Raw genomic sequence first — 11,131 nt, forward strand, 5'->3', positions numbered from 1 at the left:
CCGGAAGAGTCTAAACGTCAAGACCGTCGGCGACAAGCGGCGTAAGGCGGCAGCATTTTGTGTTTATCCTAACGGCAGTTGCCGTGGGTGCTTTTTGCTCCATTGTTCCTCGCCTGTTGTTCTATGGCTCATCCTGCTGTCAGGAGAGAACTCGCCCTGCGGGCTCAAACAGCTCTCCTGACGGGCGCAGGATTTCGCCAAGAACAACAACGGCTCAGAACAAAAGTCGCGGCAAAGCACCCACGGCAACTGCTGTTTTTAGTTTTATGCGCCTTGATGGTTTAGAATCAAAAGAGATAGCATGAGCGACAAGTTGTGCTTGGCCGTGTGTCATGTTGCTGGGAGATGATTTTGGCCTGGAAGTGGGTAAATCGTGTAGTGAGCTGGGTCGAGGGAGGTGCTGAGCTGGTAGTGGCCCGGCCTCGGCCATGGCTGCTGCTTTCCGCTGCTGCATTGGTGTTTGCGGCCATTCCCTTTCCCGAATGGTTGATGTACGCCATGGCGCCCTTTGGCCTGCTGTTTGGCCTGGAAATCGCTGCCAATACCGATGAAGAAACGGAATCTTATACGAACCGACAAATGCGGCATGCCCTCCATGTGGCGGTGGTTTGGGGTATGCTTTTTGCCGTTTTTGGCATGATTTTCGAATTTGGCCAAGACATAGTGGTCATGGGCAGCTTGCTGGTCGGGATCAATATTCCCTGGCATGACGACTCGGGCATGGGTCAGGGATTCTGGGGCTGGTGGTTCGCTTTCGGACAGCGGTTTTCGGATTTATCGCTAATGCCTTACTTCTGGTTCTCTCCGGCTTTTTTCGGGATTGCCCTTGCCTTGCACAAAGGACATGGCTGGCTGGAGTCAGAAGTGGAAACTACACTCACCCTGCTGTTCAGGCCGGAATTGCGGGATCCTCTGATCGGTCTCTGGGCCGTCATTTTGCTGGCGAATCTGTTTATGCCAGCTTTTTCCCAGTTATGGTTGGGCTTGATTGTCTGGGTGTTGGGTCCACCGGTCATCCATGTGGCCTATCAGGATATTTTTGCTGACAAGCGGCGTCCTCCCCGAAAAAAGAAAGAAAAGAAGGCCGCCCGCTTTGTACTCGCCCATCACCCGCAGCCGGTGCGTGTCAAACTCTGATGAGTTTCATTCATGACTTGCACGCATTTTTTACCCTTGCCGTTCGTTCTTGCATCCATTAGTGTCTAGCCACAATTTTAACGGAAGTTTTTGAAGGAGTGCACCATGTTTTCCAAAACCCTCAGTATTGCTGATTTTGATCCTGCACTATGGGATGCCATGTGCAAAGAAACCCAGCGCCAGGAAGATCATGTGGAACTCATTGCTTCTGAAAATTATGCCAGCCCCATGGTAATGGTGGCGCAGGGTTCAGTGCTGACCAACAAGTATGCCGAGGGTTATCCGGGCAAACGCTATTATGGTGGTTGCGAGTATGTGGATGTTGCTGAACAGTTGGCCATTGATCGGGCTCTGGAGCTGTTCGGCGCAGAACACGCCAACGTTCAGGCCCATTCCGGTTCTCAGGCTAATCAGGCTGTTTATCTTTCGGTATTGAAGCCGGGCGACAAAATTATGGGCATGAGTCTGGCGCATGGTGGACATCTGACCCACGGAGCCAAGGTAAATGTTTCGGGCAAGCTGTTTCAGGTGGCCGCTTATGGGGTGCGCGCCGAAGATGGTCGAATTGACTATGAGGCAATGGCAGCGCAGGCCGAGCAGGAACGTCCCAAAATGATCGTCGCCGGGGCCAGTGCCTATTCGCGCATTATCGATTTCGAAAGGATCGGTGAAATTGCCCGGAGTATCGGCGCTTATTTGCTGGTGGACATGGCCCACATTGCCGGATTGGTTGCGGCCGGTTTACATCCCAGTCCCGTTCCCCATGCGGATTTTGTCACCACCACGACCCACAAAACCCTGCGTGGACCGCGTGGTGGTCTCATCCTTTGTCGGGAAGAATATGCCAAGAAGGTCAACTCGTTGATTTTTCCTGGCTTGCAGGGTGGTCCTCTGATGCACGTCATTGCTGGCAAGGCGGTAGCTTTCCGTGAAGCTTTGCAGCCGGAGTTCAAAACCTATCAGCAGCAGGTCATTCGCAACGCCCAGGCGCTGAGTCAGGTACTTGCCGGGCGAGGTTATACAGCCGTGTCAGGCGGTACGGATAATCACCTTTTCCTCCTCAATCTGGGCGAAAAGGTGACCGGTAAGGAAGCCGAGGAAGCGCTGGGTCAGGCGCACATCACGGTCAACAAAAACGCAGTGCCTTTCGATACCCGTCCGCCAGCGGTGACCAGTGGTATTCGCATCGGCACCCCGGCAGCAACCACCCGTGGCTTTGCAGAAGCGGAAATGCAGCGCTTGGGCAAGGGGATCGCCGATGTGCTGGATGCTCCCGCAGATGCCGCAGTGATTGCTCGGGTCAAGGCGGATATGACTGCCCTGTGCAAGCAGTTTCCGGTGTACGGCTAGGTTCCGTGCATTGCCCGTTCTGCGCCTTCGCTGACACCCGGGTGGTGGATTCCCGCCTTGCGGATGAGGGCGGGACGGTGCGGCGCCGTCGGGAATGTCCGCAATGTAATCAGCGCTTCACGACTTTTGAGCGTGCCGAACTCGCTTTGCCCATGGTGGTTAAAACCGATGGGCGTCGTGAGTCTTTTAACGAAGACAAATTGCAGCGTGGTTTGACGCGGGCGCTGAGCAAGCGTCCGGTCGCTACCGACCAGGTAGATTCAGCCCTGCGTTTGATTCAACGGCGTCTTCGCGAAAGGGGCGAACGCGAAGTGCCGGCGCGCCTGATTGGCGAACTGGTTATGGAAGCTTTGCGTGGCCTCGATCCGGTGGCTTATGTGCGTTTCGCTTCGGTGTACCGGCGTTTTGAAGATGTGGATGCATTCAGTGCGGAAATTGCCCGCCTGAAAGAGGGCCCCCATCCTGATCAGCAACAGGTACCCGGAAAAGGCCGTTCTGGTGCTGACTGAGCAGGACCATCATTTCATGGAAATGGCCCTGGACCTGGCGAAGCGGGGTTTATATTCGACGCACCCTAATCCGCGAGTGGGTGCGGTGGTGGTGCAGGAAGGGATCGTTGTTGGTCGTGGCGCTCACCTTTTTGCTGGTGAAGCCCATGCCGAAGTGCTGGCCCTTGCCGAAGCCGGAGCGGCGTCGCGTGCCGCGACCGTGTACGTCACCCTCGAACCCTGCAGTCATCAGGGGCGGACCGGCCCCTGTGCGGACGCCCTGATGGCCGCAGGGGTGAAACGGGTGGTGGTGGCGGTTCAGGATCCCAATCCTCTGGTTTCCGGGCAGGGCATTGCCCGGCTCAGAGCCGCTGGCATCGAGGTTGAACTGGGCTGTTGCGAAGCCGAAAGTCGTGCGCTGAACCCCGGATTTTTTATGCGCATGGAAGGTGGGCGTCCCTGGATTCGCTTAAAGCAGGCAGTCAGTCTGGATGCAGGTGTGGCGCTGGGCAATGGACAAAGTCAGTGGCTGACCGGTACCTTGGCGCGCGCCGATGTGCAAAAAGAGCGGGCCAGCGCCAGTGCCATCCTGGTGGGGATTGGCACGGTTCTGGCCGACAACCCGCGTCTGGCCCCGCGTCTGGATATTCCGCTGCGCCGGTGTCCATTGAAGGTGATTTTGGACACTCGTTTGCGGACCCCGGCGGATGCGGCACTGTTTGCTTCACCCGGCGCGGTCTGGATATTTCATGGGCCGGACCAGCCGGAGGCAGCCAAAAATGCATTGCAGGCGGCAGGTGCAGATTTGTTTGCCGTGCCGCTGGATGGCGAGCGCCTGGATTGTCCGGCAGTCATGCGCATTTTGGCAGAGAAACAAATGAATGAAGTATTGGTAGAGGCGGGCCCGGGTCTGGCCAGTACCCTGTTTGCAGCCGGATTGGTCGATGAGTGGTTGCTCTATATGGCCCCCATGCTCCTTGGCCAGGGGGCATTGCCCGCCATGCAGGTTGGTCCTTTTCAACAACTGACCGAAGCGCCGCGCTGGCGGAGTCTTCGGGTCGAGTCGCTGGGTAATGATTTGAAGTGGACCCTGGGTCCGCAGGAGTTTTGATTCATGTTCACCGGTATTATCGAGGCCTTGGGTCAGGTTAGACAATTGCAGCCTCAGGGCGGTGATTTTCGGATGACGCTCGCCTCTGGCGGGCTGGATTTGGGTGATGTCAAACTCGGTGACAGTATTGCTGTATCGGGTGTTTGCCTGACCGTAGTGGAACTGCACAAAGACGGGTTTGCCGTGGATATTTCCCGCGAGACCCTGGACAAGACCCTGCTGGGTAGCCTTAAAACAGGTAGTGCCGTGAATCTCGAAAAAGCACTGCGTCTGGCTGACCGTCTGGGCGGTCATCTGGTGGCGGGTCATGTGGATGGGGTCGGACAAATCCATAGTGTGCAGAAATCCGGACGTTCACAGGTTTTTGCGGTGACCGCACCGCGCGAACTGCTGCGCTATATCGCCGCCAAAGGCAGCATTTGCGTGGATGGTATCAGCCTGACCGTCAATGCGCTGGAAGGCGAGCAATTTATGCTTAATCTGATTCCCCATACACTGACAAATACGACTGCATCAGCCTGGCGTGCGGGTCAGGCGGTCAATCTCGAAGTGGACCTGATTGCCCGCTATCTGGAACGTTGGGTAGCGACGGAGGCGCAGTCGGGGCTAAAATCGAAAATTACCCGCGAATCACTAGCTGCCAGAGGATACCCCGTATGAGTGAAGGTAACATCAGTCCCGCCGAAGAAATTATTGCCGAAATTGCAGCGGGTCGTATGGTGATCCTCATGGATGACGAGGGCCGTGAAAATGAGGGTGACCTGATCATGGCGGCGGAGTTCGTGACTCCCGCCGCCATTAATTTTATGGTGTCCCAGGCACGCGGACTGGTCTGTCTGCCCTTGACCCGGGAACGTTGCCAGCAGCTGCGTCTGCCACAAATGGTCGGACATAATACGGCCAGCCTGGGAACCGCCTTTACAGTATCCATTGAAGCGGCTCGGGGAGTGACTACGGGTATTTCTGCAGCCGACCGGGCAGCCACAGTTCAGGCTGCTATTGCTGAAAATGCTGCGCCCGAAGATCTGGTCATGCCCGGACATATTTTTCCCCTTGCTGCCGAGCCGGGTGGGGTTCTGGTCCGCGCCGGGCATACCGAAGCGGCCGTTGATCTGGCACGACTGGCGGGTTGTCAGCCAGCAGGAGTGATTTGCGAGATTCTCAATGCCGATGGGGAAATGGCTCGCTTACCCGATCTGCTTCCCTATGCAGCAAAGCATGGACTCAAAATTGGCACCATTGCCGACTTGATCCGCTATCGCCTTGAAAGAGAGCGGATTGTCGAGCGTCAAGCGCAGGGGCCATGGCAGAGTCCCCATGGAGAATTCCAGCTAACGGTTTATCGGGACTGGGTAGCGAAAGAAACGCATTTTGCCTTGGTCATGGGTGAAGTGGCGGCTACAGAAAGTCCCGTGCTGGTGCGTGTTCAGGTGGGTAAAACCCTCAATGATTTGTTTGCGGGAGCGGCCAGTCCGAATACGCGCGCGTTAGAGCGGATTGCGGCTGAGGGTCGGGGCGTGCTGGTGTACTTGCACCATGAAGAAAGTGTGGAAGAGCTGGTCCAGGAAGTATCTGCCTTGCCGGAAATGCCCAAAGGGCCTGGGCAGGCTGGAGATGCTGGTCGGGTTTTGCGCACTTTTGGTATTGGCGCCCAAATCCTCACGGATCTGGGCGTGCATCGTGCCGAGGTGCTGAGTGACAGCCATTTCCAGTACCGGGGTATTGGCGGATTTGGTCTCGAAATTGTGGGCCAGCGTCCATTTCAGGAAAATAAATAAGGAAAAATCATGATTCAGGAAATAGAAGGTAGTCTCCAGGCCGGTAAGTTTCGATTTGCCCTGCTGGTCAGCCGCTTTAACAGTTTCATTACCCAGCAACTGGAGCAGGGCGCTATAGATGCTTTGCGTCGTCATGGTGCCAGTGATGAACAAATTCATGTGGTCTATGTGCCTGGCGCTTATGAAATTCCATTGGTTGCGCAAAAACTGGCGCGTAGTGGAAATTACGACGCGGTTCTTTGTCTGGGTGCCGTTATTCGTGGCGGAACGCCCCATTTTGATTATGTAGCAGGAGAGGTTTCCAAGGGTGTGGCACAGGTGGCCATGGACACAGGTATTCCGGTGATTTTCGGCATTTTAACCACTGACAGCATTGAACAGGCTATTGAGCGTGCCGGTACCAAGGCAGGCAATAAAGGTTTTGATGCGGCCATGACGGCTCTCGAAATGGTACAGCTTCTGGGTCAGATCTGAGTCTCCATGAAAAACAGTCGTCGTCGCCTGGCGCGTCAGGCTATTATCCAGGCCCTTTATCAGTGGCAGCTGAATCCGGGACATTGTGCAGAAATTGCGCTTCAGTTTACTACAGACCCGGAACGGCTTCAGGGCGCTGATCGCGCTTTCTTTGCGACAGTATGGGAAGGCGTTTGCCAGGCGATTCCGCACTTGGATCCGGCCATTGCCGAAGAAATCCCGGATCGGCGCTGGACTGATGAAATCAGTGAAGTGGAGCGCGCCATTTTGCGTCTTGCCGCCTATGAGCTCCGAGATCTGCCGCAAACACCATACCGGGTAGTCATCAATGAAGCCATTGAACTGGGAAAGGACTTTGGGGCTGAACAGGGACATCGTTTTGTCAATGCGGTACTTGATAAGCTGGCCCAGCGCTGGCGCCAGAGCGAGATAGAGCAAAGCACAAAATCCTGAAAGAGGATTTTCCCTGGTTGGGAGGTTGGCGTAAAAAGTTGTGGCAGTTTCTTAGCTTTATGGTGTAACCTTCACATCTGAAAGCTATTAACCCTCATTTATGGAGTGAATCATGCCAGCTCATCGTTTATTTTCCAATCCTGCGGTGCTTGCTTGTTCGGCTGCCGCGTTTTTGCTCCTTGCCACACCCTTGGCCAATGCCCAGACGACGGCCAATAAAGCAGAAATGGAAGACTCAGCCAGCTCGCAGCCGACCGATTTGACCACCGCCAAACTGGAAAACAGCATTGGTACTCGCTGCGCATTGGGCGATGGTGTGCCACAAAATTACACGTTGGCGGCACAGTGGTTTGAAAAATCAGCCATGCACGGTTACGGCAAGGCCGAGTACAACCTGGGCATGCAATATTATTTTGGTCAGGGGGTGCCCAAAGACCTGATTAAAGCGGCCTATTGGTGGAATAAGGCGGCAGAGTTGGGGGTTTCGGCTGCTCAGTATAATCTGGGCAACCTCTATTTCATGGGCCAGGGTGTTCCTCAGGATTACGCCAAAGCGGCATTGTGGTGGCACAAGGCGGCAGAAGCAGGTAACACGCAAGCTACCAAAAACCTCGAAGTACTTGCCCGTGCTGTGCCGATTAATAAAACGGCTTCTGCGGTACCCGTCGCGGACAAAAAAGCCGAATAAGCAGACCAATATCGCCGGGTTCTCAGCTTTCGGCCTTGGACCCGGTCACACCGTTGTTTTTCTGGATGCGTAAGGCGGCGGCATGTTCTTTTTCGATATATTCCCGCTTGCCCCTTTCTTCATTGAGTTGCCCTTCAAGATCAGACAGGCGGCGTTCATGACGACGTATTTTGAGCTTGTTGCGGATATGGGTGGGTAGATAGATCAGCATACTGGCTATAAACCCCGCCACAAATCCACCCAGTAAAATCACGCCCTGAGATTGGGCAAAAGTCCATGAAAAAAAATGCACGGATGTCATGGTATTATTCTGTACGGCGAATAGGACAGCAACAGCAGCAATCACCAGCGAAATAATGACCCACATAAAAGCAATCCTCCCTTGTTGTTTATCGATTAAGCGTTAATCTCGGATCCTGAAAAAACTACCGACCCATCGAACGCCAACCCAGGTGAATCCAGGTATTAAAATCAACCATGCCCAGAGAGGCAGATCGAAAATCGCGTAATCCAATTTATGCGCGAGTGCCGCCATAATACCAATGCCGACGACAATGAAAGTACCACTGACACCAAATGAAAGGCGCAACATGCCGCGACGGATTTCCTTACGAATCCCTTCCAGATCCTGATTACGAATAACCAGGGGCAGCTCTCCCTGTTGGGCCTGACGAAGAATGCCATGCAGTAAAACGGGCATTTCCGGAAGGACCAGTCCCCATTCTGGAAAATGGCGCTTCATTTCCGTCCACCAGCCACGGGGGCCGCGCTGACGACTGAGCCATTCAGTCAGCAGTGGAGTGGCCACTTCCCACATGTTCAATGCAGGATTGAAATCGCGGGCGATACCTTCGACGTTCACTAAAGTTTTCTGGAGCAATAGAAGTTGGGGCTGGGTTTGCATGTGAAAGGCCCGGGTCGTCTGGAATAAGCGCAGCAACAAGTTAGCGACCGATATTTCGTTTAGGGGTTTTTCAAACACAGGTTCGGCAATGGCCCTGATCGCTGTTTCAAAATCCTGAACATTGGTATCGGGCGGAACCCAGCCTGCCTCCACATGCGCCTCGGCGACTCTCCGGTAATCTCTTTGAAAAAAGGCGATCATGTTTTCTGCCAGATAATGCTGGCTGGCATCATCCAGGCTGCCCATGATGCCAAAGTCCACAGCAATAAAGCGCCCGCTTTGGGGATCTATGAAAATGTTGCCGGGATGCATATCTGCATGAAAGTAGGCGTCGCGAAAAACCTGACGGAAGAAAATATCTGCGGCGCGTCTGGAGAGTTGATCAAAGTTGATGCCGGCAGCGCGTAAGGCATCCAACTGACCAATCGGGATACCGTAAATCCGTTCCATGACCAGGACCGAGGAACTGCAGTAATCCCAGTAAATTTCAGGGATATAAAGCAGATCAGGATCGGCGGCAAAATTGCGACGTAATTGACTGGCATTAGCAGCTTCGCGAAGCAAATCCAGTTCTCCGCGCAAGGTCTTGGCATATTCCGCGACAACAGCGCGAATTCTCAGTCGTCGTCCTTCCTGGGAATAGCGTTCCGCCAAATCAGCCAACAGGCCTAAAATAGCCAGATCCTGATCAATAATTCGTCTTAAGCCGGGACGGCGGACCTTAATAGCGACTTCGCGACCATCCTGCAGCACGCCGAAATGAACCTGAGCAATAGAAGCCGCCGCAGCCGGTTTGGAATGAAACTCTGAAAACACTGTATTGATCGGTTTGCCCAATGCGCTTTCAATGATTTTGCAAGCTTCTTCAGAGGGGAAGGGTGGGACGGCATCTTGCAGCTTGGCCAGTTCCTGGGTGATATAGTCAGGCAGAAGATCGCGTCGGGTCGACAACATTTGTCCGAGCTTGATGAAAGTTGGTCCCAGAGTTTCCAGAGCCTGGCGCAGTCGTTCTGCAAAATCCCCCTGCGGCTTGGGACCCAGCCAGGACATGGGGCTAAGGCGTAAAATAGCCTGATACGGCTTTAATATGGGCAGAAAATAAAGCACTTCATCCAGGCGGTACCTCACCAGGACGCGAGTGATGTGCAGAGTACGTACGAAACGAAGCAGGGATTGTCGCATGGTCGCTAGTCTAGCATGGAATTTGAATGCTGCATGATGGACAAAAGGCACAAAAAAGGCGGATCAATTTCGACCCGCCTTATTCAGCCGTTCAGGACTGGTTACTGAACTGTTTTTTGAACCTTGATGTTGGAATTGATTTCCACACGCTGGTTCAGGAAGCGCCCTTGTGAAGTGGCGTTGCTGGCGACGGGATCATTGTAGGAATGTCCTTTCAAGACCATGCGATCATTGGAAACACCATGATTGGCAAGGTATTGAGCAACGCTTTGGGCGCGCAACTTGGACAGCTTCAGGTTGTAGGCGTAACTACCAACCTTGCTGCAATATCCATTCACGTCCAGAACAGCCGCCGGATGATTTTTGGCAAAATCGGCTACTTCGTCCAAAACTCTGATGTCATGATCCAGGAGTTTGTAGGAATCAAATTTAAAGTTGATGCCAGTAATGGTAATGGGCTTACTGACCAGAACCGTACGTTCGACTGGGGCAATAGGTGCCGGAACGGGAGCCGGAGCGGGTGCTGGCTTCACCGCAACCGGAGCAGGCTGAGGTGCGCAATAAGCAGGAATGGCGCCATCCGTGACTGGACGTCCGCCACGGACACAAGCACCATTGGAAGCGACTACCGGCTTTCCACCAGCCTCAATGGCATAACCGTTGTAAGCATTATCAGCAAACGCCGTTCCAGCAATAAAACCGCCGCTGATGGCAAGCATCAGCGTAATACGTTTAATATGTTGCATTATAAACCCTCCTCTCAAGCCCGGGCAGAAATCTACCTAGCAAAATCTAGTACAGCCAGGCAGAGAATGTTGTAAATCGGCAACGATGTCAAGAAATGGGCACAATAAGCAAAGAGGATCTTTTAAAATCAAGATCAAAAAAGCCACCTGGGGCACTTGACTGGCGTGGTGCGGGATAAATAAAGTGCGACAGAGATTGTCATAATTTCTATTGACAGGTGCCAGCACTAAGCGGCACAATGCGCCGCTAATCGTGGAGGGGTTCCCGAGCGGTCAAAGGGATCAGACTGTAAATCTGACGGCTCTGCCTTCGGAGGTTCGAATCCTCCTCCCTCCACCATATTTCGATTAAGAATGCATAGGTTAATAAGTAGTAAGCGGCGCGGGCGCCACGGTTTATGCGGGTGTAGTTCAATGGTAGAACCTCAGCCTTCCAAGCTGATGGTGTGGGTTCGATTCCCATCACCCGCTCCAGAAGTAGGCCCACATAGCTCAGGCGGTAGAGCACTTCCTTGGTAAGGAAGAGGTCACCGGTTCGAATCCGGTTGTGGGCTCCATATTGTTTTTTTCTTGGGTCTGTTTTCTTGGGGAGTTTCTGATGTCCAAAGGGAAATTTGAGCGGACGAAGCCGCATGTAAACGTGGGAACGATTGGTCACGTGGACCATGGGAAGACCACATTGACGGCGGCGCTGACGAAGGTGCTGTCGACGAAGTTTGGTGGAGAAGTACGGGCCTATGATCAGATTGACAATGCGCCAGAAGAACGGGCGCGTGGCATCACGATCGCGACCTCGCACGTCGAGTATGAGACGGAAGCG

At 53.9% G+C, this 11,131-nt stretch carries 13 protein-coding genes and 3 tRNA genes; 13 read left to right on the plus strand and 3 right to left on the minus strand.

The window, feature by feature from the left end:
• Positions 1–345 precede the first annotated feature (345 nt).
• The 9 genes from BLW97_RS01745 to BLW97_RS01785 all read left to right on the plus strand — a co-directional run bounded on the left by BLW97_RS01745 (position 346) and on the right by BLW97_RS01785 (position 7,479).
• Positions 346–1,137, plus strand: coding sequence for a hypothetical protein (locus tag BLW97_RS01745; RefSeq protein WP_419177219.1), 792 nt, complete (start codon positions 346–348; stop codon positions 1,135–1,137).
• 105 nt (positions 1,138–1,242) lie between these two features.
• Positions 1,243–2,487: a serine hydroxymethyltransferase gene (gene glyA, locus BLW97_RS01750; protein ID WP_065957719.1), complete on the plus strand. Its 1,245-nt coding sequence runs from the start codon at positions 1,243–1,245 to the stop codon at positions 2,485–2,487.
• Positions 2,488–2,492: 5 nt separating this feature from the next.
• Positions 2,493–2,996: a transcriptional regulator NrdR gene (gene nrdR / locus BLW97_RS01755; RefSeq protein WP_035210942.1), complete on the plus strand. Its 504-nt coding sequence runs from the start codon at positions 2,493–2,495 to the stop codon at positions 2,994–2,996.
• Complete coding sequence (ribD, locus tag BLW97_RS01760; protein ID WP_075322130.1) at positions 2,986–4,086, plus strand: bifunctional diaminohydroxyphosphoribosylaminopyrimidine deaminase/5-amino-6-(5-phosphoribosylamino)uracil reductase RibD; 1,101 nt, start codon at positions 2,986–2,988, stop codon at positions 4,084–4,086. Before nrdR ends, ribD begins: the two co-directional genes overlap by 11 nt.
• A gap of 3 nt (positions 4,087–4,089) precedes the next feature.
• Positions 4,090–4,746, plus strand: coding sequence for a riboflavin synthase (locus tag BLW97_RS01765; protein ID WP_075322131.1), 657 nt, complete (start codon positions 4,090–4,092; stop codon positions 4,744–4,746).
• Entirely contained in the window at positions 4,743–5,864 is a 1,122-nt protein-coding gene (gene ribB / locus BLW97_RS01770) for a 3,4-dihydroxy-2-butanone-4-phosphate synthase (protein ID WP_075322132.1), read from the plus strand. Before BLW97_RS01765 ends, ribB begins: the two co-directional genes overlap by 4 nt.
• 9 nt (positions 5,865–5,873) lie before the next feature.
• On the plus strand, positions 5,874–6,338 hold the full coding sequence (gene ribH, locus BLW97_RS01775; protein WP_075322133.1) for a 6,7-dimethyl-8-ribityllumazine synthase: 465 nt from the start codon (positions 5,874–5,876) through the stop codon (positions 6,336–6,338).
• A gap of 6 nt (positions 6,339–6,344) precedes the next feature.
• On the plus strand, positions 6,345–6,791 hold the full coding sequence (nusB, locus tag BLW97_RS01780; RefSeq protein WP_010641392.1) for a transcription antitermination factor NusB: 447 nt from the start codon (positions 6,345–6,347) through the stop codon (positions 6,789–6,791).
• 112 nt (positions 6,792–6,903) lie between these two features.
• Positions 6,904–7,479 carry a tetratricopeptide repeat protein gene (locus BLW97_RS01785; RefSeq protein WP_031573649.1) on the plus strand — a complete coding sequence of 192 codons (576 nt, stop codon included), beginning with the start codon at positions 6,904–6,906 and terminating at the stop codon, positions 7,477–7,479.
• Positions 7,480–7,501: 22 nt separating this feature from the next.
• Here the strand turns inward: BLW97_RS01785 and BLW97_RS01790 are convergent, their stop codons facing one another.
• The 3 genes from BLW97_RS01790 to BLW97_RS01800 all read right to left on the minus strand — a co-directional run bounded on the left by BLW97_RS01790 (position 7,502) and on the right by BLW97_RS01800 (position 10,311).
• On the minus strand, positions 7,502–7,846 hold the full coding sequence (locus BLW97_RS01790; protein WP_024894705.1) for a LapA family protein: 345 nt from the start codon (positions 7,844–7,846) through the stop codon (positions 7,502–7,504).
• 36 nt (positions 7,847–7,882) lie between these two features.
• The gene (gene ubiB, locus BLW97_RS01795) at positions 7,883–9,565 is read right to left on the minus strand and encodes a ubiquinone biosynthesis regulatory protein kinase UbiB (protein ID WP_075322134.1); all 1,683 of its coding nucleotides are present in this window, start codon (positions 9,563–9,565) and stop codon (positions 7,883–7,885) included.
• Positions 9,566–9,666: 101 nt separating this feature from the next.
• Entirely contained in the window at positions 9,667–10,311 is a 645-nt protein-coding gene (locus BLW97_RS01800) for an OmpA family protein (RefSeq protein WP_010639713.1), read from the minus strand.
• Between the two features lie 255 nt (positions 10,312–10,566).
• On the opposite strand from BLW97_RS01800, the gene BLW97_RS01805 reads away from it, so the two are divergent.
• The 4 genes from BLW97_RS01805 to BLW97_RS01820 all read left to right on the plus strand — a co-directional run.
• A tRNA-Tyr gene (locus BLW97_RS01805) sits at positions 10,567–10,651 on the plus strand.
• A 60-nt stretch (positions 10,652–10,711) separates the two neighbouring features.
• Positions 10,712–10,785: transfer RNA gene (locus BLW97_RS01810), tRNA-Gly, on the plus strand.
• Between the two features lie 7 nt (positions 10,786–10,792).
• Positions 10,793–10,868, plus strand: a tRNA-Thr gene (locus tag BLW97_RS01815).
• Positions 10,869–10,909: 41 nt separating this feature from the next.
• Positions 10,910–11,131, plus strand: a 222-nt coding sequence (locus BLW97_RS01820; protein ID WP_242947650.1) for a GTP-binding protein, incomplete at its 3' end; no start/stop codon positions are given.

It is taken from the genome of Acidithiobacillus albertensis (assembly GCF_001931655.1).
Classification (GTDB): domain Bacteria; phylum Pseudomonadota; class Gammaproteobacteria; order Acidithiobacillales; family Acidithiobacillaceae; genus Acidithiobacillus; species Acidithiobacillus thiooxidans.